Raw genomic sequence first — 22,339 nt, 5'->3', positions numbered from 1 at the left:
GGGCCCGGCCGACCGGCCGGGCCCCGCTGCGTCACCGTGTTCAGTCGCCCAGCAGCAACCGGTCGTAGTCGGCCTGGGTGACGGCCCAGTCCCAGGTCTTCAGCACGTGCTCCGAGGCGGCCCGGCCGGCCTCCGCCCACGCCTGCTCGGTCGCGGTGACGGCCAGGATCCGCTCCGCCGCCTCCGCCGGGGTGCCGGCCATCCAGTCGGCGGGGAACAGGGTGCGGGCGCCGTGCGGCTTGCCGGCGAAGAACGGCCAGTCCCGCACCACCGGCACCGCGCCGCTCGCCGCGCCCTCCACCAGGCCGCAGTGGAAGCTCTCCCGCACCGAGGTGCTGAGGATGACGCCGACCTCCTGGAGCGCGCCCGGGACGTCGTCGGTCTGCCCGTAGCGCCGGACCGCGCCCAGCGGCTCCAGTTCGGCCAGGTCCTTGGCGAGCAGCCGGCCGTAGTCCTTGGCCGGCTTGCTGGTCCGGTTGTTGAAGTTGCTGCCGATGAGCGTCAGGCGGTACCGCTCGTCGTGCTCGCGCAGCTTCCGCAGGACGTCGATCGCCCACCGCGGGTCCTTCGCCACCGAGCTGTACCCGACCAGCCCCAGCGTGAACCTGGCGTCGGCCGGCTTGGCCCGGGGATAGCGCTGCAGGTCCATCGCGTTGTCGACCACCCACAGCCGGGGGGCCCGTTCGCCGGTGAGCTGGGGCAGCACCGCGGTGGACAGGTCCCTCAGGTGCTCGGAGACGAAGACGACGTCGTCGACCCGGGAGAAGTCCACCAGGTGCGGCCAGAAGTTGAACGCCTCGAAGCTGTGCAGCCGGACGATGATCCTGGCCGTCCCGGGGTCGTGCAGCGTGAACAGCGCGGCGGTGGCCTGGCACCAGTCGACGAAGACGGTGTCCGCCCAGTCCAGGTGCGGCCGCAGCCACTCCTCGATCTTGGCGCCGTACGTCGACTCGGCGCCGAGCAGGTGCTCCATCACGGTGCTGCCGCTGAGCGCCAGCGGGCGGGTCACCGGGTCCTCGTACAGGTCCAGGAAACGGACCTCGACGTTCGGCATCGCCCGGTAGCGCTCCAGGATCTCCTGGAGGAAGTTGTCGTTGATCAGCGTGGTGACCAGCAGCCGCAGCGGCCGGTCGGTGGGCGCCGGGGCGGCCGGGGCGAGCCGGCCCCGCGGCTCGGACAGCTTCCGGGCCGCCGTGCTCTCCCGGAACGGGGCCAGGAAGGCGCCCGGGTCGTCGCTCATCGGCGAGGAGAGCCGGTCGAAGTGCAGCACCCGGTTGGACGCCAGGCTCCACGCCCGGGACACCGCCGCGGCGGCCTTCTTGGGGTCCTTCGCCAGCCGGGCGTCGGCCAGCGCGAGCTGGGCTTGGATCGCGTCGTGCAGGCCGGACGGGACGTGCCCGAGGGCCAGTTCGCTCTGCGCCGCCTTGGTGAGCACGTCCGCGCGCGTGGCGGCGCTGTTGATCCGGCTGACCGCGGCCGCGGCGGTCCGGGCGGCCACCGCCGGACGGCCCGCCTTGACCGCGCTGTCGTGCAGCCGTACCGCGAGCTTGCTGCGCAGCCGGTCCGGTACGCGGGGCGCGGCGACCGCGCGGGACCAGAACCAGGCGCCCGCCGGGTTGCTCATGATCCGCTGGCCGGTGGCCTTCTGGACGGTGGTGCGCACCGTCTCCACCGCCGCCCGCTTGGCGCCCCGGGTGCCGATGCCGGCGGCCGCCGCGACCTGCCGCTCCAGCCGCTTGCCGACCGGCTCGGCGCGGGGCGCGTCGAGGGCCCGCTGCGCCGGCACGAGCCCGTAGTGCGCACCGGCCCGGGTGTTGCGCTGGGCCATCTCCCACACCGTGTGGACCGAGCGGGGGTCGAGGGCCACCAGCAGGTCGGCGGACCGGAAACGCTGCCGCAGCCAGGCGTGGCGCTGCGCGTGCAGCCAGATCTTGCGGTTGGCCTGCGCCCGGCCGAGCGCCCGCCGCAGCCGGGCGTCGCGCTTGTCGGCGGGTACGACGAACGACCGCACCTCGGCCAGCGCCGGGTCGACCGGGAGTTCCTCGGCGTCGAAGAAGCAGGCCACCGTGACGCGGGCGCCGCGGCTGCGGAAGCGTTCCAGCGCCTCGACCAGCACGGCCGGCTGCTTCGGTGCGGCGGCGGCCACGATGAGCACTGTGGTCACGGTCGGGCATCTCCCGTCGAGGAGGTCGTGGCCGGGGTGGCCGCGCCGGCGCCGGTCGGCCGGACGAGTTCGGTGAGGCGGCGGACCGCCGGGGCGAGCACGGCCGGCCGGGCGAAGCGGCGGGCCAGTTCCCGGGCGGCGGCCCGGTCGGCGTCGGTCGCCTTGAGGGCCATCCGGCCGGCCTCCACGAAGGAGCCGGCGAGCCGCTGCGGGTCGAGCCCGACCGCCCCGGTCCACAGCGGATGGCCGGCCAGCACGTTGCTGGCGTCGTGGTCGACGTCGTGGGCGGAGAGCACGGGCAGGCCGCTGGCCATGAACTCGTACACCTTGCCGGAGGTGACGAATCGTCCGCCGACGAGCATCAGCACCAGTGCGTCCCAGGAGCCGTACGTCGCCGCCAGCTCGGCCTTCGGCACCGGGCCGCCGAAGCTGACCCCGTCGACAGCGGCCTCCTTGAGCAGGTCCATGTGCCGGTTGGCCTCGCGCGCGGCGCCCGCGCCGATGTGCCCGCGCACCTCGAACCGGGACCGGGCCAGCAGCGGGTCGTCGCGCCGGGCGATCCGCCAGGCGTCCAGCACCGACTCCAGGAACGCGGGGCTGAAGTTGACCGAGCCCAGGTAGCCGAAGGTCAGCCCGGCGGCCGGGTCCGGCGAGCGGCCGGAGATGTCCGGGAGGCTGTCCTCGTCGTAGCCGTTGCGCACCACGTGCACCCGCTCGGCCAGGTGCGGGTACCGCTCGCGGTAGAAGCCGGCGATCGGGTCGTTGACGCACCACACCGCCTGCGCGTGCTCCAGCACCGTGGACTCCCACCGGCCGGACACGGAGTCGCGGGTGAACGCCTCACCGCCGCCGATCACGTCGAGCGACCAGCCGTCGCGGAAGTCGACCGCGTACGGGACCTTGTGCTCCTCCCACAGCTTCCAGGTGGCCGCCAGGTTCACGTACGGGGCGCAGGAGGCGAGCAGCAGGTCGGCCGGGTGCTCGCGGTGCAGCCGCAGCACCGCCTTCTCCAGCTCGTACCGCCAGCCGCCGAAGACCGGCTCCGGGAACGCCTTCTGCTCGCGCTTGCGCAGCCGCTTGATCCAGCCCGCCGGGTCCAGCGAGCGCTCCTCGGAGAACGCCCGGATGTCGGTTTCCAGGTCCTCCCGGATCAGCGGCAGCTCGACCACCCGCACCCGCGGGTCGACCTTCTCGGAGAGCGTGTGGTCCAGGCCGTACTCCCGCTCCCACGCCTGCTGGCAGATCGTGACGACGGTGATGTCCCAGCCCTGGGCGACGAACTGGTTCGCCGTCTCGCGCAGCCGGTACGCGCTGCTCTTCGCCGCGGGCGGGAAGCCGATCGCGAGGTAGATGGCGTGCGGCCGCTTCCCGCCGTGGGAGCGGGGGAGCGGGACGGTCCGGTTGGTCATCGCGGATAACCGATCGTGAGGAGGGCGCGGGTCGTCATGCCAGGTGCCGCCGCAGCGTCTCGGCGACCCGCCGGGCCGCGCGGCCGTCACCGTACGGGGTGCCGCGCGGCGCCTCCGGGGCGGGCCGCGTCGCGGTGGCCGCCCACCGGGTACCCAGCTCGCGCGGGTCCGGCACCAGCACGTTCCAGCCGTCGGCCAGCGTCTCGACCCATTCCGTCTCGGTGCGCAGCGTGGTGCACGGCCGGTCCAGCAGGTACGCCTCCTTCTGCAGGCCGCCCGAGTCGGTGACCACGCCGGCGGAGCCGACCACCGCGGCCACCATCGCGGCGTACGGCAGCGGCCGGCCGGCGTGCAGCGCGCCCCGGGTCAGCTTCAGCCCGTGCTCGTCGGCGCGGGCGACCAGCCGCGGGTGGGCCAGCAGCGCGACCGGCACGGGCAGGTCGGCGAGCGCGTCGAGCAGCGTGGCGAGCCGCTTCGGGTCGTCGGTGTTCTCCGCGCGGTGCAGCGTGGCGAGCAGGTACGGCGCGTCCGGGTCGATGCCGTCGGGCAGCGCCGGGCGGGGCTGCCCGCCCCGCGCCACGTCGTCGCGGACCCGCAGGCAGACGTCCACCATGACGTCACCGACCAGCTCGGTACGGGCGGCCAGGCCCTCCGTGGCCAGGTGCCGTACGGCCTCCTCGGTGGGGGCCAGCAGCAGATCGGCGGCGTGGTCGGTGAGCACCCGGTTGTGCTCCTCCGGCATCCGCCGGTTGAACGACCGCAGCCCGGCCTCCAGGTGTGCCACCCGCAGGTGCTGCTTCACCGCCGACAGCGTGCCGGCCAGCGTCGAGTTGGTGTCGCCGTACACCAGCACCCAGTCCGGCGCCTCGGCGGCGAGCACCGGGTCCAGGGCGGCCAGCGTGTTGCCGGTCTGCACGCCGTGGCTGCCGGAGCCGATTCCCAGGTGCACGTCCGGGTCGGGGATGCCGAGGCCGGAGAAGAAGACGTCGGACAGGTCGGCGTCGTAGTGCTGACCGGTGTGCACGATCACGTGCTCGCACCCGTCCTCGGCGAACGCCGCCGCGATGGGCGCCAGCTTCACCAACTGCGGTCGGGCGCCGACGATGCTGACGACCTTCACACGTGACTCCTCGTGATCTGCGACGGATTCTCGGTGCGGACCGGCCGCCGCCCGAGTCGGGAGGCCGTGGACCCCGGCCACGTGGCCGGGCCGGTGCCCGCAGGCCCTAGGAATAGTAGTGCCCCGTCCGCCGCCGGACGACGTACGCGGACGCGGCCGGCGCGTGATGGTGGGCCGGGCCACCCCTCGTCACCGGACGCCGCCGCCCCGACGGGGAGCACGGTGACCGGTGGCGTGGAACGGGACACGAGGGACCAGCCTAACCGAACCGGCCGGATCACCCCGGTCCGGCGGGTGCCCACCCGGCGGCTCGCGGCCCGCCGCGGCGCGGACCGGTCACCGCTGGTACGCCCCGCCGCCGGCGGATCGTCGCCGACTCTTCACCGGCCTGGCGAGCCTGGCCCGGCGCCGCGGCCCGGCTTGCGTACACTACGGCGCCATGACCGCCCCCGGGCCCGACATCCGTACCCGCACCCCAGACGCCGGTGGGTCGGTGGCCGACGCCACCGACGCGACCGCGACGCCGCCCACTTCCGAAGGCGGGGACCGGCCCGCCGACGCCGCGCCGCAGCAGCAGGCGCAGCCGGAGACCGACGCGCCGGAGCGCGCCGACCGCCCGGGGCGGTGGCACCGGATGCGGCCGGACCTGCTGGTCGCGGCGATCTACCTGGCCGGCGCGTTCTGGGTGACCGCGCGGGGCTGGGTGAACCCCGACGGCCGGCTGCTCGGCAGCCGCCCGAACGACCAGGGCTTCAACGAGTGGATGCTGGCGTACGCCGCGCACGCGGTCAGCAACCTGGAGAACCCGTTCTTCACCACCTTGCAGAACGCCCCGGACGGCGTGAACCTGATGACCAACGTCGGCATGCAGCTGCCCGGGCTGGTGCTGTCCCCGGTCACCCTGCTGTTCGGCGCGCCGTTCGCGTACCTGCTGTTCATCACGCTCAACCTGGCGGGCACCGCGTACGCCTGGTACCACGTGCTGTCCCGGAACCTGGTCTCGTCCCGGGCGGCCGCGTTCGCCGGTGGCCTGTTCTGCGCCTTCGCGCCGGCGCTGGTGTCGCACAGCAACGGCCACCCGCACATCACCGCCCAGTGGCTGGTGCCGTTCATCCTGTGGCAGGTGATCAGGCTGGCCCGGGACGGCCGCCCGGTGCGCAACGGCCTGGTCCTGGGCGCGCTCGTGGTGGCGCAGTTCTTCGTCAGCCTGGAGATCCTCTTCCTGACCGCGCTCGGCTGCCTGATGATGGTGATCGGCTACGTGATCTTCCGGCCGCGCGAGGCGCTGCGCCGGGCCGGGCCGATGCTCGGCGGGCTCGCCGTGACGGGTGTGCTCGTCGGGGCCGCCGCCGCGTACCCGCTGTGGATGCAGTTCGCCGGTCCGCAGCACCGGGTCGGTCACCCGGGCAACCCGGACGTCTACGCGCTGACCCTCGGGTCGTTCGTGCGGTACGCCACCGAGTCGGTGGCCGGCAGCCCCACCAGCGCCCTGCGCTGGGGCCCGAACACCACCGAGCAGGCCAGCTTCTACGGCTGGTCGGTGGTGATCCTCGCGCTGGGCGCCGCGTGGTGGCTGCGCCGCGAGATCGTGGTCCGGGTGCTCGCCGTGGTCGCGCTGATCTCGGCCGTGTTCTCGATCGGCACCACCTGGACCGTCGGTACCCGGCGCACCGACGTGCCGGCGCCGTTCGCGCTGGTGTCCGAGCTGCCGGTGTTCGACTCGGTGGTGGTCTCCCGGTTCGCGCTGATCACCACGGTGGCGCTCGGCGTGCTGTTCGCGGTCGCCGGGGACCGGGTGGCCCGGGTACGGGAGGGCGAGGCCGGCCGGTCCCGGCTGGTTCCCCGCCTGGCCGCGGTCGCGCTGTTCGCCGCGCTGCTGCCGATCCTGCCCACCCCGCTGGAGGCGCGCGGGCGCAACCCGGTGCCGGACTTCGTCACCGCCGGCGTCTGGAAGGACCACGTCGCCCCCGGCCGCACCCTGGTGCCGGTTCCGGTGGACGGCATGACGTCGCTGTACTGGAGTTCCGCCGCGCTGGCCGGCTTCGCCGTCCCGGAGGGGTACTTCCTCGCACCCGTGTCGAAGACCGACAACACCGGACGGTGGGGAGTCGAGCCGCAGCCGACCGCGAAGCTGCTCACCGCCGTGTCGCGGGGCCAGCGGGACACCGCGGTCGGGCCGGCGGACGTCGAGCAGGCCCGCGCCGACGTACGGCACTGGAAGGCCGACGCGGTGGCGCTGCCGGATCGGGCACGCCGCCACGACGACCTCAAGGTGGTGCTCGACGCGCTGTACGGGCCGGGGCAGCGGGTGGCGGACGTCTGGCTGTGGGATGTCCGCCCGCTCACCCGGTGAGCGTCACGGCGATCTGGTCCAGATGAGCAGCAGGTAGCCGCCGAAGTAGGTCGAGAACGCGGTGAGCGCGACCAGCACGGTGACGGCCCGGGCCCGCCCGGCCCGGGCCAGGCCGACGGCGGCCGGCAGCAGCAGCGCGAACGCCGGCACCAGGAACCGCGCCTTGGAGTGGTAGTAGCCCGCCGCGCCGAGCGTGGTGACGAGCATCAGCCCGCTGAACAGCAGCAGTTCCCAGGGCTGGCGGTCGATCACGCTGAGCACGAAGAACATCAGCGCCAGCAGCAGCACCAGGCTCACCACGAGCATCTGCGGCGTCGCGGACACCGCCAGCACCTCACGTCCCCGCCGGAACGTGTCCACGCCGAAGTCGAAGTGGCTGCGCCAGCCGGCGGACTGGATGTGGAACCAGCCGTCCGGCCGCCCGGTCTGGACGCCCACCCAGGCCAGGTAGCCGAGCCATCCGGCCGGGGCGAGCAGCATGGCCACCCACGGCCGCCAGCCGTCCCGGCGCCGGACCACAGCCAGCAGCGCGGCCAGGCCGACCACCGGGATCAGCGACGAGGCGGTGGGCCGGGTCAGGCCGGCGAACAGGCAGAGCGCGCCCGCGGTCAGCCAGTGGCGGCGCAGCAGCGCGTACAGCGTCCACGCGGCCAGGGCGGTGAACAGCGTCTCGCTGTAGGCCATCGACTGCACGACGGCGTGCGGCAGCGCGGCCCAGAGCGCGGCGAGCAGCACGCCGGTGCGACGGTCGTGCAGGTACGAGCCGATCGCGTACAGGGCCCAGGCCGCCGCCAGGCCGGCGAGCGTGGCCACGGCCAGCCCGGCGGTACGCGGGCCGAGCGGGGTGAGCCGTTCCACCACGCCGATCAGGGCCGGATACAGCGGGAAGAACGCCATGTCGCTCTGCACCCGCTCGTACCCGTCGTAGCCCCGTTGGGCGATGGCGAGGTAGTACGTGGCGTCGGACAGGGTCAGCTCGCGCACCGGGGAGAGGTTCAGCGACCGGGCCCAGACGTACACGGCCAGCACGCCGATCAGCCGGATCACCGCGTACACCGCCAGCGCGGGCGCCGCGTCCCGGGCGGCGTCGCGCAGCCGCCGGACGGGGCCCGGCCGGGGGCGCTCGGCTGTGGCCGGCCCGCTCGGCGGGGCTGGTGCGGGCCGGCGGGGTTCCTCGGTGGTCACCACGTCCATTGTGCGGTCCCGTTCGCGCTGAGCTGCGGTTGGCCGAAGGCCCGCGTGGCGCGGCCGGCGACCCGGCGAACGACCCGGAGCGGGCGCCGGTCGTTGAACAGGGTGGAGGGTAGCAACAGTCACAGCAGGTCGGGGGGCACCGGCGGCGGCGGACGTCCGGGTCCGATCCGCTGTCGTAGACTCGCTCGGGTCCGCGGGCGCGGTGCTGGCGACGACGAAACGGGCAGGAATGGGATCTGACGGCACGACCGCAGCGGCGGGCACCCGGGGACGGGTCGTGATGCTGGTGGACAACGGGGTCATCGGCGACTCCCGGGTGCAGAAGGCGGCCCGTTCCGCCGCCGACGCCGGCTGGGACGTCGTGCTGCTCGGCCGGGCGCCGGTCGGCAGCCCGCAGAGCTGGCGCCTCGGCGCCGCCGAGGTGCGCCTCGTGCCGATGCCCGAGCCGCTGGCCCGCCGCCGGCACGAGTTCCGCCGGGCCTGGCTGCGGCACCCGCTCGCCTATCCGCCCAGCGGCATCGCGGCGCACCGTACCCAGGCGGTGAAGGCCTGGCGCGCGGACCTGGCGGTACGCCGGGCGGCGCTCACCGTCGCGGCCCGCGAGTCCGGCGCGGGCCGGCCGGGCGGGCTGCCCTGGGCCGCGCTGCGCGCCGAGGAGAAGCTGTCCGGCCTGACCCGCAAGTGGGTCGGTTTCCGCAACCGTCAGCTCACCCGGGCCCGCAAGGGCCGCAAGCTGGACGGCCCCTGGGACCGCGCGTACACGATGTTCTGGCGCGGACTGCGCGGCGACGGCGCGTGGCGGCGACTGGAGCCGGGCCTGTGGGACTACGAGCTGGCCTACGGCCCGGTGGTCGACGAGCTGGCGCCGGACCTGATCCACGCCAACGACTTCCGGATGCTCGGCGTCGGCGCCCGCGCGAAGGTCCGAGCCGCCGCGAAGGGGCGGCGGATCGCGCTGCTCTGGGACGCCCACGAGTACCTGCCCGGCGTGCAGCCGTGGCGCGACAACGCCCGCTGGCTGCCCGGCAACGTGGCGCACGAGCGGGAGTACGTGCCGTACGCCGACGCCACCATGACCGTCTCCGGCGGCCTGGCCGACCTGCTGCGCACCGAGCACGGGCTGGCCGAACGGCCCGCGGTCGTGCTCAACGCCCCGGCGGTGGACGAGCTGCCGGCGGACCCGGCCGAACCGGCGCCGGACATCCGTGCCCGTTGCGGGCTCGGGCCGGACACCCCGCTGCTGGTCTACAGCGGGGTGGCCGCCGCCAAGCGCGGTCTCGGCGTGATGGTCGAGGCGCTGCCCCGGCTGCCCGGCGCGCACGTCGCGTTCGTGGTCAACAAGCCCGACTCGGCGTACGTCCGGGGCCTGGTCACCCGGGCCGGCGAGCTGGGTGTGGCGGACCGGGTGCACGTGCTGCCGTACGTGCCGCACCACCAGGTGGTCCGGTTCCTCAGCGGCGCGCAGGTCGGCGTCATCCCGATCCAGCACTGGCCGAACCACGAGATCGCGCTGATCACCAAGTTCTTCGAGTATTCACACGCCGGTCTGCCGCTGGTCGTCTCCGACGTGCGCACCATGGCCGAGACTGTCCGGGAGACCGGTCAGGGCGAGGTGTTCCGCGCCGAGGACGTGGCCGACTTCGTCCGCGCGGTCACCGCCGTGCTCGCCGACCCGCAGCGGTACCGCGCCGCGTACGACCGGCCGGGCCTGCTGGCCGGCTGGACGTGGGAGGCGCAGGCGCGGGTGCTCGACGAGGTCTACTCCCGGCTGCTGCCCGACGCCCCGCCCCGGCCGGCGCCGGCGGCGCACGCCCCGGTGGAGCCGGCACAGGTGGAGGTGGGCGCGTGAGCGGGCCGGACGTGACGGTGGTGGTCGCCGTCTACAACACCATGCCGTACCTGACCGCCTGCCTCGACTCCCTCGTCGGGCAGACCATCGGCCTGGACCGGCTGGAGGTCGTCGCCGTCGACGACGGCTCCACCGACGGCAGCGGTGCCGAACTGGACCGCTACGCCAAGCGCTACCCGGGCACGGTCCGGGTGCTGCACCAGGCCAACTCCGGCGGCCCGGCGGCGCCGAGCAACCTGGCGCTCGACCACGCCCGAGGCCGGTACGTCTTCTTCATCGGTTCGGACGACCACCTCGGCCCGGAGGCGCTGGAGCGCCTCGTCGAGGCCGCCGACCGGTGGGACTCCGACGTGGTGCTGGGCCGGATGGTCGGCACCAACAAGCGGTACGTGCACCAGGCCGTCTACGCCACCACCCAGGAGCGGCTCGACCTGTTCGACAGCGACCTGCCCTGGTCGTTGTCGAACACCAAGCTGTTCCGCCGGGACCTGATCGAGCGGTACGGCCTGCGGTACCGCACGGACATGCCGATGGGCAGCGACCAGCCGTTCACGCTGGAGGCGTGCTTCCGGGCGAAGAAGGTGTCCGTCCTCGGCGACTACGAGTACTACTACGCGGTCAAGCGGGACAACGCCCAGAACATCACGTACGCGAGCCGGTTCGAGGAGCGGCTGCGCTGCGCCGAGGAGCTCGTCGGTTTCGTCGCCGGGCTGATCGAGCCCGGCCCGCGGCGGGACGCGGTGCTGGTACGCCACTTCACCTGGGAGGTGGCGAAGCTGCTCCGCACGGAGTTCCTCGCCCTCTCCCCGGACGTCCAGCGGCACGTCCACGACCGGATCCGCAAGCTCGCCGAGGCGTACCTGACCGAGGGGGTCACCGCCCGGATGGCGCCCGAGGAGCGGGTGCGGTTGGCGGTGGCGCGTGACGGTGACCTCGACGCGCTGCGCACGCTCGTCGGCCAGCAGTCCGACCGGTCGCTGTGCGAGGTCGTCATCGAGGGCGACCGCTGGTACGCCGACCAGGTCGGCTTCCGCGACCCGGCGTTCGGCTACCCGGACGACTGGTACGACGTGACCGAGCGTGCCGCCGCGATACTGGCCAAGCTGACCGCGACCAAGCTGGCCTGGGGACGCGACGCCGCCGGGGCGCGGGCTCTGGTGGTCACCGCGCGCAGCCGCTGGGCCGAGCTGGCCGAGCTGAGCGCGGAGGCGCTGCGCGTCAGCGTGGGCGACCTGACGGGTGTCACGTCGGTCGAGTCCTCCGGCCCCGGTACCGTCGTACGGACGGACTTCGCGGTGGACCGTTTGCTGGCGGTCGTCGCGGGGACGGGCGAGCGTCGTATCGTACGCGCCGAGGTCTCCGCCCTGGGCGGGACGGGCTCGGCGCCGATGCGCACCGACCGCCCGGTCTCCGCACCCCGGCTGGTGGCCCGGCGCGGTGTCCGATGGCATCTCGTCACGCCCACCACGAACCACAAGGGCCAGGTGATCGTCGCGATCACGCCGGTGACCCCCGGTCGGTTCCTTGCCCGCCTGCGCCGAATCTGGCCCTCTGGAGGAAAGTAGTTCATGAACATCTGCGTCGTCGCGCTCGGCAAGATCGGTCTGCCGCTGGCCGTGCAGTTCGCGTCCAAGGGGCACCGGGTGATCGGCGCCGACGTCTCCGAGCGGGTCGTCCAGCTGGTCAACGACGGTGCCGTGCCCTTCCCGGGCGAGGCCGACCTGGACGTCAAGCTCAAGGAGACGGTGGCCGCCGGCCTGCTGTCGGCCACCACCGACACCGCCGCCGCGGTCGCCGAGTCGGAGGCGGTCGTCGTGGTCGTGCCGCTGTTCGTGGACGCCGAGGGCGTGCCGGACTTCGGCTGGATGGACGACGCCACCCGGGCCATCGCCCGTGGGCTGAAGCCGGGCACGCTGGTCAGCTACGAGACCACGCTGCCGGTCGGCACCACCCGCAACCGGTGGGCGTCGATGCTCGCCGAGGGCTCCGGCCTGACCGCCGGCACCGACTTCCACCTGGTGTTCAGCCCCGAGCGGGTGCTCACCGGCCGGGTCTTCGCCGACCTGCGCCGCTACCCGAAGCTGGTCGGCGGCATCGACGAGGCGTCGGCCGCGCACGGCGTGCGGTTCTACGAGGCGGTGCTCGACTTCGACGAGCGGCCCGACCTGGACCGCCCCAACGGCGTGTGGGATCTCGGCTCGGCCGAGGCGTCGGAGCTGGCCAAGCTCGCCGAGACGACCTACCGGGACGTGAACATCGGCCTGGCGAACCAGTTCGCCCGCTTCGCCGACACCGTCGGCGTGGACGTCACCAAGGTCATCGAGGCGTGCAACACGCAGCCGTACAGCCACATCCACTCGCCGGGCATCGCGGTCGGCGGCCACTGCATCCCGATCTACCCGCGGATGTACCTGTGGAACGACCCGGCCGCCACCGTGGTCCGCTCGGCCCGTGAGGCGAACGCGGCCATGCCGGAGTACGCGGTCGACCTGCTCGCCGCCGCGTACGGCGACCTGACCGGGGTGGGCGTGCTGGTGCTGGGCGCCGCCTACCGCGGCGGCGTCAAGGAGACCGCGTTCTCCGGCGTCTTCCCGACCGTGGAGGCGCTGCGCCGCCGGGGCGCGGTGCCGTACGTCTCGGACCCGATGTACACCAACGAGGAGCTGGTCGCGCACGGCCTGCCCGGCTACGACGGCGAGCCGGTCGGCGCCGCTGTCATCCAGGCCGACCACGCGGAGTACCGCACCCTCGCCCCGGCCGACCTGCCGGGCGTGACGGTGCTCGTCGACGGCCGCCGCGTCACCGACCCGGCGCGCTGGACCGGCGTGCGCCGGGTGGTCATCGGGGGCTGACCCCGTCGGCTCCACGGGCCCCGGCCGTCTCGGACGGCCGGGGCCCGTCGCATGCCGTGGCCGGGATGACGCCGTCCGGAGTTCACCTGCCGGACACCCCGGCAATACTTGTGTCATGTGACCCGTTTAGGGTCGCAGCCGTCGGAGATCGACTCGCACCGACATCGGTGGGTCAGACAGGGAGCGTGTCGTTGTTCAGCAGAGTACGCAGCCAGCAGGGTCTCGCCGCGGTCGGCGCGACGCTGCTCGGCTACGCGGTCATGGTCCTCGCCGGAGTCCTCGGCCTGGTGGTCCCGTACGCGGTGGCCGCGGTCGTCGCCGTCGCCGGTGAGCTGGCCCTGGCCGGGCGGCACACCGGGACCGCCACGCTGCTCGACAAGGCCGGTCTCGGCGAGACGTTCCGGCGGCTGGTGCGGGACCTGTCGGTGGCCCTGCTCGTGATCGCCGCGGTGCGCCCCGGCGTGGCCGGCACCGTCGCCGTCCTGCTGCTGCCCGCCGCCCTGTGGACGGTGGCCGTCGCCACCAACGCGGTGGCCAAGGTGATCGACGGCCGGGTCGACCCCCCGGCGTACACCCGCAACATCGACCTCGGCGCGCTGCGGCGGGTTCCGGTGCCGCCGGCCTGGGCGCGGCGGCTGGCCGGGCTGCGCATGCCGCTGCTGAACGTGCTGCTGGTGCCGGCCGCAGTGGTGGCCGCCGCGCTGGACCGGGTCGCCCCGGTGGTGGTCACCGGCCTGGTCACGCTCGCCGCCGGCCTGGTCACCGCCGCGGTGCTGGCGCTCACCGCGCTGCGCGGCCGGGGCAAGGCCCCGGGTGTGCTGCCCGCCGTGCACGACTGGATGGCCCGGGAACGGCCCGAGGTGGCGCTCTACTTCGCCGGCCCGGCCAAGGACGTCTACCAGGCCAACATGTGGCTCGCGCCGGTGGAGGCGACCGGCCGCCGGGCGGTCGTGCTGCTGCGGGCCGCGGACGCGTTCGAGCAGCTCGCCGACACCCGGCTGCCGGTGATCTGCGTGCCGGCCGGCGTCGACTTCATGAACCTGGACCTCGGCTCGCTGCGCGTGGCGCTGTACGCGGCGAACGTCGGCGCCAACATCCACCTGCTGCGGGAGCCGGGCGTGAAGCACGTCTTCGTCGGCCACGGCGACAGCGACAAGCAGGCGAGCGTGAACCCGTACAGCAAGGTGTACGACGAGGTCTGGGTGGCCGGGCCGGCCGGGCGGGAACGGTACGCCCGGGCCGACGTCGGCGTGCTGGACCGGGACATCGTGGAGGTCGGCCGCCCGCAGCTGGCCGGGGTGCACACGTTCGGCTCCGGGGCCGCCGACCACCGTTTCACGGTGCTGTACGCGCCGACCTGGGAGGGCTGGCTCGACGACGACCCGTACCACACGTCGCTCGTGCTGATGGGGGAGCGGATCGTGTCCGGCCTGCTGGCCGCCGGGGACGTGCGGGTGGTCTACAAGCCGCACCCGCTGACCGGGACGCGCTCGCCCAAGGCCCGCGCCGTGCACGAGCGGATCGTGTCCCGGATCAAGGCGGCCGGCGGCGAGACCGATCCGTCCTCGCTGGACGGCGCCGCGCACCTGGTGGTCACCGGCCGTACGCCGGGGCTGTTCGACTGCTTCAACGTCACCGACCTGCTGGTCAGCGACGTGTCCAGCGTGGTCTCCGACTTCGTGCAGAGCGAGCGCCCGTACGTGGTGGCGAACCCGGCCGGCCTGCCCGAGGACGAGTTCCGGCGGCAGTTCCCGACCGCGCGGGCGGCGTACCTGCTCTCGGCGGACTGCGGCGAGCTGGCGAAGATCCTCGACGTGACCCGGGCCGGGGACGACCCGATGACCGGGGCGCGGCGGGAGCTGAAGGAGTACCTGCTCGGCCCGGCCGGGTCGAACCCGATGGACCGGTTCCGGGACGAGATCGGCCGGCTCTGCGGGTGAGGCGTACCGGGAAGGGGGCGACGACCGGCGCGGTCGTCGCCCCTTCCCGTCGGTTCAGCCCTGGTGCGGCGGGTTGTCGACGTCGCGGGAGACGACCTCGCCCTTGGCGTCGACCCAGCCCTTCGGGCGGGCCGGGTTGCCGGCCACCAGCTGGTACGGCTTGACGTCGCGGGTCACCACCGAGCCGGCGGCGATCATCGCGTACTCGCCGACCTCGATGCCGCACACGAGCGTGGCGTTCGCGCCGATCGAGGCGCCCCGGCGGACGACCGTCGGGGTGATCGTCCAGTCCGGATTCTGGGCGCGCGGGCGGAAGTCGTTGGTGAACACCGCGCACGGGCCCACGAACACCTCGTCCTCGATGGTCACGCCCTGGTAGACCGAGACGTTGTTCTGGATCTTGACCAGGTCGCCGACGGTGACGCCCGCGTCGACGTAGACGTTGCGGCCGATCACGCAGCCGGCGCCGACCTGGGCGCTGGACCGGATGTGCGCCAGGTGCCAGACCTTGGTGCCGTCGCCGACCTGGGCGCCGGACTCCACGTCGGCCGTCGGGTGGACGAAGACGGAGGCGGACCGGTCGTTGCTGTCAGTCATCTCAACTCGCATCATGCCAGGGCGCGTCGCGCCGTCGGGCGGGCTCGACGCAGCATAACGAGCGCTCACGCGAGCAGTTCGGCCACCGCGTCGGCGGCGGGCCGGTCGGCCGGCAGCGGGTGCGCGGCCACCACCGCGTCCACCGGCAGCGCCGCGTACAGGTGCGGGAACAGCGCGTCGCCGCGCGACGCCTCCCAGCGCAGCGCGTCGCCCAGCCGGGCCTCGTCCACCGCGAGCAGCGTCAGGCCGGTGACCCCGGCGAAGAAGCGCCGGGCGGTCTCCACCACCTGGTCGGCGGCGGAGAGGTGGACGTAGCCGTCCTGCCGGTCCATCGCGGTGCCGGCGAACCGCCCGTCCGCCCGCGCCCGCGCCCACTCGTCGTCGGAGAGAATCTTGTAGATCACGGCAGCAGCCTAGAGCGGCCTCGCGTCCGCGCGGCGCGTCTGCCACCATTCGCAGGGCAACACGTCGAGCGGAGGGAGGCACGGGTGCGGATCCTCCTGGTCGAGGACGACCGCCGGGTCGCCGCGGCGTTGTCGTCCGCGCTGACCCGGCGCGGCTACCAGGTGGAACACGCCGCGACGGTGGCCGCCGCGCTCTCCGCCGCCCCCTGCGACCTGGTGCTGCTCGACCTGGGCCTGCCCGACGGCGACGGCACCGACCTGTGCCGCGAGCTGCGGCGGCGCAGCAGCCGGCTCGGCATCATCGCGGTGACGGCACGCGGCGAGGAACGCGACCGGGTGCTGGGGCTGCGGCTGGGTGCCGACGACTACGTGGTGAAGCCGTTCTCGATGGTGGAGTTGCAGGCGCGGATCGAGGCGGTGCTGCGCCGGGCCGCGCACACCGCGCCGCAGCGCAACCTGATCGAGGCCGGCGCGGTCCGCATCGACGTGGGCGGCCGGACCGTGACCGTGGCCGGCCGGGACGTCACGCTCACCCGCAAGGAGTTCGACATCCTGCTGTCCCTGGCCCGCCAGCCGGGGGTGGCGGTGCCGCGCGAGCGGATCCTGCTCGACGTGTGGGGCACCACCTGGGCCGACCGGCACACCGTCGAGGTGCACGTGGGCTCGCTGCGCGGCAAGCTCGGCGACCCGACGCTCGTGGAGACCGTGCGCGGGGTCGGCTACCGGCTCCGCGACGCGTGAGGAGGGGCCCGTGCGCCGCCGGCTGGTGATCAGCTACCTGCTGCTGATGGTGCTGGTCCTGCTCGCCCTGGAGACCCCGCTGGCGGCCACGCTCGCGACCCGGGAGACCGACCGGGTACGCGCCGACCGCCTCGCCGACGCCACCCGCTTCGCCTCGCTGGCCGGGCCGGCGTTGCGGGGCGGCAGTCCGGGCCCGCTGGACGGGGAACTGGCCGCCTACGACGCGCTCTACGGCATCGGCGCGGCGGTGGTGGACCGGGAACGCCGTACCGTGGTGGCCTCGTCCGGCTGGGAGCCGGGCGCGGGCACCGGCGCGGCGCTCGACACCGCACTGTCCGGGCAGCAGTTCAGCGGCCCGGAGTCGGTCTGGCCCTGGGGCAGCGGGCCGGTGGTGACGGCCGTGCCGATCAACGACGGCGGCGAGGTGCTCGGCGCCGTGGTCACGACCAGCCCGGCGGACGGTGTGCGCCGCACCGTCACCGTGTGGTGGCTGCTGCTCGCCGGCATCGGCCTGCTGGCGGTGCTGGCCTGCGTGTCGACCGCGTTCGGGCTGGCCGGCTGGGTGCTGCGCCCGGTCACCGAGCTGGACGCGGTGACCCACGAGATCGCCGAGGGCCGCCGCGCCGCGCGGGTCCGCGCCGGGCTCGGCCCGCCCGAGCTGCGCCGGCTGGCGACCAGCTTCAACGACATGGCCGAGGCCGTCTCCGACGTGATGGACCGGCAACGCGCATTCGTCGCGCACGCCAGCCACCAGCTCCGCAACCCGCTCACCGCGCTGCGGCTACGGGTGGAGGAACTGGGCCCCAGCCTCACCGACCCGGACGGGCGTGCCGAGCACCGGCTGGCGCTGGAGGAGACCGACCGGCTCGCCACGGTGCTCGACGCGCTGCTCACCCTGGCCCGCGCCGAGCGGGAGGAGAACCAGCGGGTGACAGTGGACGCCACCGCCACCGCCGCGTCCCGGGTGGCGGCGTGGCTGCCGCTGGCCCGGCACCGCGAGGTCACGCTCCGCCTCGACGCGGGCGACGCGCCGGTGTACGCCCGGACCGTGCCGACCGCCATCGACCAGGCGCTGGACGCCCTGATCGACAACGCGGTGAAGTTCAGCGGCGCCGGGGGAGAGGTGACGGTGACCGTGCGCGCCGCCGACGGCGGGACGGTGCTCACCGTCGGCGACACCGGCCCGGGCATGACGGCCAGCCAGCTCGACCAGGCCACCGAGCGGTTCTGGCGGGCGCCGGACGCGCAGAACGTGGACGGCGTGGGCCTCGGCCTGACCATCGCGGCGGTGCTCGTGGACGCCTCCGACGGCCGGCTCACCATGCGCCAGGGCGAGCCCCGGGGCCTGATCGCCGAGCTGTGGTTCCCGGTGCACGACGACGAGCCGGTCGGGCGCTGACCCGGCGTCAGGGCTTCGCGGCGCGATACCACTGCGCCGCGCCCGGATGCAGCGGCAGCGGGGTGGTGACGATCGCCGACCGGGGACTCATCCGTCCCGCCGCCGGGTGCGCGGCGGCCAGTTCCTCCCGGCGGTCCATCAGCAGCCGGGTCACCTCCCGCACCAGCGCGGCGGGCAGGTCGGCGCGGACGATCAGGTAGTTCGGGTTCGCCACGGTGCTGACCGGGTCGGCCCGGTACACCGACCGCGGCACGTCCCGGGTCACGTAGACCTGGCCGTACGCCCGCCGCAGCGGCTCGGTCCAGTCGCCCAGGTCCACGATCCGCAGCGAGGTCCGCTGGGCCAGGTCGGCGACGCCGCGCACGGGCAGTCCGCCGGAGAAGAAGAACGCGTCGATCCGCCCGTCCCGCAGGGCCGCCACCGAGTCGTCCAGTCCCAGGTGCTCCTGGCGTACCCGGTCGCCGCCGAGCTGGGCCACCGCCAGCAGACGGGTGGCGGTGATCTCCGTGCCGGATCCGTCGGCCCCCACCGACACCCGCTGCCCGCGCAGGTCGTCGAGCGTGCGGATCGGCCCGCCGGCGCGGGTGACCAGGTGCAGCAGGTCGTCGTAGACGCGGGCCACGGCGAGCACCGACGGATGCTCGGGCTCGCGCGGCGGCAGCACGTCGGCCTGGGTGAAGCCCAGCTCCGCCTCCCCGGCGCCGACCAGCCGGACGTTCTGCGCCGAGGCGGCGGTGACCACCACCTCGGCCCGTACGCCGGGCACCTCCCGGTTGAGCAGCGCGGCGAGCGACTGGCCGAAGGCGTGGTAGACGGCGGTCGGGCTGCCGGTGGCGATGCGGATGCGGGTCGGCTCGGACGGCTCGTCCCGGCACCCGGCCAGCCCGGCGACGAGCAGGAGCACCAGCACGAGCGGGGCGGCGGCGCGCACAGGCCAGTGTCGGCTCACGGGCTGCACTCTGCGCCGTGCACCCGCCGCGGCGCAAGCCCGCGCGGTGCCCGGACCCCCGCGCGGGCCCGGGGCGTGCGCCCGCCACGGCGCGAGGCCGGGCCGGTCAGCTCGCCGGGGCCAGCTCCGCGCTCTCGGTGATCCGCTCCCGGTACTCACCGTTGGGCACCACCACCAGGAAACAGCCCGAGCCCGGCCGCAGCGCCGCCGGCACGTCCAGCAGCGCCGCGCCGCGCACCAGCACCGCCGCCAGGTCCCGGTCGGCGAGCCGGATGCCGAGGCAGTGCCGGCGGACGTGCCGGCCGCCCGCCAGCAGCGCCGCCCGCCAGGCCGCCGCCGCCAGCCGGGGCCGCCACAGCCGCCGCGGCGCCGAGGCGCCCGGGAACGGCCCGCCGAGCAGCTCCCGGCGGCCCTGCCGCCAGCCCGCGGTCAGCAGATTCGCGTACGCCGCCCGGTGCTGCGGCGGCACGGACAGCCGGTGCAGCTCGTAGCGGCGGCGCAGGCCACCGGTGGTCAGTTCGTGCTCCACCGGCACGTCGAGGCGTCCCAGCAGCTGCCGCATCCGCTGCGCCGCGTCCTCGCGGTTGAACTCGGCGATCCCGCCCCGGTGCGGTCCGGAGTCGAGCCGGCGTACGTCGGCGGCCGGCGGCGGCGTGCAGCGCACCATGCAGGCGATCTCGAAGGCGTCGGTCAGGGTCAGCCAGTCCAGCGGCGGCGGCGACGGGCGCGGGCGGTCGAGCAGCGTGGTGAGCATCGGCGCGGCTCCTCGGTCAGAGTCGGGGTACCTCTACCGTCGCTGCCGAGCGCCGGGCCGGGAACCGCTGCGCCCGAGCCTTGAGCAAAATTTGCGGGAAGCCCGCGTCTCACAGCTCGGTGACCACCAGGTCGACCTGCCGGGGCCGGCCGGCCGCCCGGGGCGCCTCCTCGACCGTGTACTTCAGCTCCCGCAGCGCTCCCACCAGCGCGTCGGCGGTACGCGGCCGGGCGTCGGCGAGCAGCAGATCCCGCACCAGCCGGCCCTTCGTCGCCTTGTTGAAGTGGCTCACCACCGACCGGGCCGGCGTGCCGTCCACGATCCGTTCGTGCAGTACCCGCACCGTCACCGTGCGTTCGGCGAGCGCGCCGCGCGGCGTCCAGGTGGCCGCGTACGCCCCGGAGCGCAGGTCCAGCACCGGGCCGCGCCCGGCGGCGGGTTCCAGCACCGGGCCGAGCGCCTCCCGCCAGTACGCCGACAGCGCCCCGAGCCCCGGCAGCCGCGCCCCGATCGGGCAGCGGTACGGCGGGATCCGGTCGGCGAGGCGTACCGCTCCCCACAGGCCGGAGCTGATCAGCACCTGGCGTCGGGCCGCGCGCTGCGCGTCGGGGGGCAGTGTGTCCAGTCCGAGCGCCTCGTAGAGCACCCCGGTGTAGAGCCGCCCGGCCGGCGCGGTCGCCGCCTCCCGCAGCCGGGCGTTGCGCCGCAGCTCGCCGCGCTGCCCCTCGGTGAGGCCCAGCGCGGTCCGGGCCGCCGTCTCGTCCGGCCCGGCGCACAGGTCGACGAGCGCGGTCAGGACCGCCTCCCGGGCCGGGTTCAGCTCGGTCAGGGACAGCCGGGACAGGTCCAGCCGGCGGCCGGTGCCGGCCTCGGCCTTCCCCTCCGACGGGGGCAGCAGGATGAGCACCGGCACAGCGTACGGGCCGGGGTCAGCGCCACGGCCGGACGGCACGCTCGGGGTGGTACACCCGACTGCCGCCCACCTCGGCCACCACCGCCGCGTCGGCGCGGTCGCCCAGCAGCCGCCGCAGCGTGCGCTCGGCCGGGGAGCCGACCGCCACCACGTACCCGGGCCGTTCCGCGCGCGCCACCCGCCGCCAGTACGCCGGATAGCGGTTCTGCCCCGGCGTCAGCGCCCCGTCGAGCACACCACAGGCGACCGCCTCGCCGGTGTTGAAGATCAGCCGATTGCAGGTCCAGTAGTCCCCGTACACCTCGTGCAGACCGGCCCCCCGCACCGCGTCGGCCAGGCGGCGGGCGGTCAGCTCCTCGTCCCGTACGCCCGGCACGCCGGCCAGGAACGCCATGGTGCCGGCAATCGTCGCGGCGGTCAGCCCGGCCAGCACCACCGCCGCCGTGGCGCCGCCGAGCCGGGCCGCCCGCCCGGCGGTGCCCCGCAGCGCGTGCGCGGCGGCCAGCCAGAGCGGCCACAACACGGCCGGCAGCGAGATCTGGAGCACCGACAGGTAGCGGGCGTTGCCGAGCGGGTCGGTCGCGGCGAGCGGGCTGCGCACGTACGCCAGAAGCGTCAACGCCGCGCCCGCGACCAGCGCGAGGATCGCCACGGCCCGCACCCGCGCGGCGTGGTCGGCGGCCCGGCGGTACGCGACCACCCCGAGCGCGGCGGCGGCCACCAGCAGCACCGGGTAGAGCACGCCGAACCACTGCGCCCAGCGCGCGCAGCCGTCCATCGGGCACATGCCGGAGGCCAGCGGCACCCCCTCCAGCAGTCCGCCGCGCAGCCGTTCGGCGAGCGACGGCGCGACTCCCTCCTTGGTGCTGATCTCGCGGAACACCGACAGCGAGTCCTGCCCGGGCGGCGCGACGAGGTTGTCCTTGACCATCGGGGCGATCCCGGCCAGGAAGCCCGCCACCAGCAGCACACCCGGCCAGCCGATCAGATCCCGGGGCACCGCCACGGCGAGCACCACGGCGGCCACCAGCAGGTACGGCGCGATCAGCCAGTCCGACCACAGCGCCAGCCCGGCGAGCAGCCCGAACGCGCCGGTGGCCAGCCAGTGGTGCCGGACCCGCCGGTCGCCCAGGGCCACCGCGATCAGCAGCATTCCCAGCACCGCCGGCTTGACCTCCGGACGGCCGCCGACCACCGTGAGCTGGTCGCGGACCACCCGCTCCGAGCCGAGCGCCAGCAGACCCACCACGACAACTGCGAGCCAGGGGGAGAACAGGCGGCGGGTCAGCCGGTACGCCAGCCACAGGAAGACCGCGAAGAGCGCCAGCAGCGGCAGCCGCAGCACCGGCCAGCTCGGCCCGGCCCAGCCGACGAGCGGCGCGGCCAGGTACGACTCCAGCACGCCCATGTAGCGCTGGCCGTACAGGAAGACCGGCCGCTCCCGGCCGGCGGCGATGTGCAGCGCGGCCAGGCCGAACGTGGCCTCGTCGCTGTTCGACGCGGGCACCGTGAGCAGCGTCAGCACCAGCCGGTAACCGACCCCCGCGACGCCGAGCAGCAGTGCCACCAGCGCCGGCGCGTCCGGACGCGGCCGTACCCGGTCCCGCTTCGTCGTCGACACGACCAACGCCCCCGTCGTCGTCCCGACCGCAGTCTGTCACGGCGGCGCCCGGCGCCGGTGCGGATCGGCGTGGATCACTC

Annotated in this window: 17 protein-coding genes; 7 read left to right on the top strand and 10 right to left on the bottom strand. The window is 74.7% G+C overall.

What is annotated here, in order from left to right; translation table 11 throughout:
• Positions 1 to 40: 40 nt before the first annotated feature.
• Genes V6U82_RS25560 through wecB form a run of 3 tightly spaced genes read right to left on the bottom strand, consistent with a single transcriptional unit; the run spans position 41 to position 4,693 of the window.
• Positions 41 to 2,164: a glycosyltransferase family 1 protein gene (locus V6U82_RS25560; protein WP_334465238.1), complete on the bottom strand. Its 2,124-nt coding sequence runs from the start codon at positions 2,162 to 2,164 to the stop codon at positions 41 to 43.
• Positions 2,161 to 3,573, bottom strand: a complete 1,413-nt coding sequence (locus V6U82_RS25555; RefSeq protein WP_334465235.1) for a glycosyl transferase — start codon at positions 3,571 to 3,573, stop codon at positions 2,161 to 2,163. Before V6U82_RS25555 ends, V6U82_RS25560 begins: the two co-directional genes overlap by 4 nt.
• Positions 3,574 to 3,607: 34 nt before the next feature.
• Positions 3,608 to 4,693: a non-hydrolyzing UDP-N-acetylglucosamine 2-epimerase gene (gene wecB / locus V6U82_RS25550; RefSeq protein WP_334465232.1), complete on the bottom strand. Its 1,086-nt coding sequence runs from the start codon at positions 4,691 to 4,693 to the stop codon at positions 3,608 to 3,610.
• 439 nt (positions 4,694 to 5,132) lie between these two features.
• Between wecB and V6U82_RS25545 the strand changes: the two genes are divergently transcribed.
• A complete protein-coding gene (locus V6U82_RS25545) occupies positions 5,133 to 7,046 on the top strand; it encodes a hypothetical protein (RefSeq protein WP_334465229.1) in 1,914 nt (637 codons plus the stop codon).
• Between the two features lie 3 nt (positions 7,047 to 7,049).
• Here the strand turns inward: V6U82_RS25545 and V6U82_RS25540 are convergent, their stop codons facing one another.
• Positions 7,050 to 8,240, bottom strand: coding sequence for a hypothetical protein (locus V6U82_RS25540; protein ID WP_334465226.1), 1,191 nt, complete (start codon positions 8,238 to 8,240; stop codon positions 7,050 to 7,052).
• A gap of 229 nt (positions 8,241 to 8,469) precedes the next feature.
• Between V6U82_RS25540 and V6U82_RS25535 the strand changes: the two genes are divergently transcribed.
• The 4 genes from V6U82_RS25535 (at position 8,470) to V6U82_RS25520 (ending at position 14,881) form a co-directional block, all read left to right on the top strand.
• Positions 8,470 to 10,089 (top strand): glycosyltransferase family 4 protein, encoded by a 1,620-nt coding sequence (locus tag V6U82_RS25535; protein WP_442933467.1) that lies wholly within the window; start codon positions 8,470 to 8,472, stop codon positions 10,087 to 10,089.
• The gene (locus V6U82_RS25530) at positions 10,086 to 11,654 is read left to right on the top strand and encodes a glycosyltransferase family 2 protein (RefSeq protein ID WP_334465223.1); all 1,569 of its coding nucleotides are present in this window, start codon (positions 10,086 to 10,088) and stop codon (positions 11,652 to 11,654) included. Before V6U82_RS25535 ends, V6U82_RS25530 begins: the two co-directional genes overlap by 4 nt.
• Positions 11,655 to 11,657: 3 nt before the next feature.
• Positions 11,658 to 12,941 carry a nucleotide sugar dehydrogenase gene (locus V6U82_RS25525; RefSeq protein WP_091423628.1) on the top strand — a complete coding sequence of 428 codons (1,284 nt, stop codon included), beginning with the start codon at positions 11,658 to 11,660 and terminating at the stop codon, positions 12,939 to 12,941.
• 191 nt (positions 12,942 to 13,132) lie between these two features.
• A complete protein-coding gene (locus tag V6U82_RS25520; protein WP_334465217.1) occupies positions 13,133 to 14,881 on the top strand; it encodes a CDP-glycerol glycerophosphotransferase family protein in 1,749 nt (582 codons plus the stop codon).
• 54 nt (positions 14,882 to 14,935) lie between these two features.
• Here the strand turns inward: V6U82_RS25520 and V6U82_RS25515 are convergent, their stop codons facing one another.
• The gene (locus V6U82_RS25515) at positions 14,936 to 15,478 is read right to left on the bottom strand and encodes an acyltransferase (RefSeq protein ID WP_128137653.1); all 543 of its coding nucleotides are present in this window, start codon (positions 15,476 to 15,478) and stop codon (positions 14,936 to 14,938) included.
• Between the two features lie 65 nt (positions 15,479 to 15,543).
• Entirely contained in the window at positions 15,544 to 15,882 is a 339-nt protein-coding gene (locus V6U82_RS25510) for a DUF952 domain-containing protein (RefSeq protein WP_334465214.1), read from the bottom strand.
• An 84-nt stretch (positions 15,883 to 15,966) separates the two neighbouring features.
• Between V6U82_RS25510 and V6U82_RS25505 the strand changes: the two genes are divergently transcribed.
• On the top strand, positions 15,967 to 16,623 hold the full coding sequence (locus V6U82_RS25505; protein WP_120570704.1) for a response regulator transcription factor: 657 nt from the start codon (positions 15,967 to 15,969) through the stop codon (positions 16,621 to 16,623).
• 10 nt (positions 16,624 to 16,633) lie between these two features.
• The gene (locus V6U82_RS25500) at positions 16,634 to 18,022 is read left to right on the top strand and encodes a sensor histidine kinase (protein ID WP_334465209.1); all 1,389 of its coding nucleotides are present in this window, start codon (positions 16,634 to 16,636) and stop codon (positions 18,020 to 18,022) included.
• Positions 18,023 to 18,029: 7 nt separating this feature from the next.
• Here V6U82_RS25500 and V6U82_RS25495 read toward each other — a convergent pair whose 3' ends face one another.
• The 4 genes from V6U82_RS25495 to V6U82_RS25480 all read right to left on the bottom strand — a co-directional run bounded on the left by V6U82_RS25495 (position 18,030) and on the right by V6U82_RS25480 (position 22,259).
• Complete coding sequence (locus V6U82_RS25495) at positions 18,030 to 18,971, bottom strand: TAXI family TRAP transporter solute-binding subunit (RefSeq protein ID WP_334465206.1); 942 nt, start codon at positions 18,969 to 18,971, stop codon at positions 18,030 to 18,032.
• A gap of 106 nt (positions 18,972 to 19,077) precedes the next feature.
• On the bottom strand, positions 19,078 to 19,725 hold the full coding sequence (locus tag V6U82_RS25490; protein ID WP_120570701.1) for a hypothetical protein: 648 nt from the start codon (positions 19,723 to 19,725) through the stop codon (positions 19,078 to 19,080).
• Between the two features lie 109 nt (positions 19,726 to 19,834).
• Positions 19,835 to 20,638: a peroxide stress protein YaaA gene (gene yaaA, locus V6U82_RS25485; protein WP_334465303.1), complete on the bottom strand. Its 804-nt coding sequence runs from the start codon at positions 20,636 to 20,638 to the stop codon at positions 19,835 to 19,837.
• 16 nt (positions 20,639 to 20,654) lie between these two features.
• Positions 20,655 to 22,259 carry a hypothetical protein gene (locus V6U82_RS25480; RefSeq protein WP_334465203.1) on the bottom strand — a complete coding sequence of 535 codons (1,605 nt, stop codon included), beginning with the start codon at positions 22,257 to 22,259 and terminating at the stop codon, positions 20,655 to 20,657.
• Positions 22,260 to 22,339: the final 80 nt, after the last annotated feature.

It is taken from the genome of Micromonospora sp. CPCC 205554 (assembly GCF_036902745.1).
Taxonomy (GTDB): domain Bacteria; phylum Actinomycetota; class Actinomycetes; order Mycobacteriales; family Micromonosporaceae; genus Micromonospora; species Micromonospora tulbaghiae.
The sequence above is the reverse complement of the archived record's forward strand: the minus strand, read 5'-3'. Positions and strand labels throughout refer to the sequence as shown.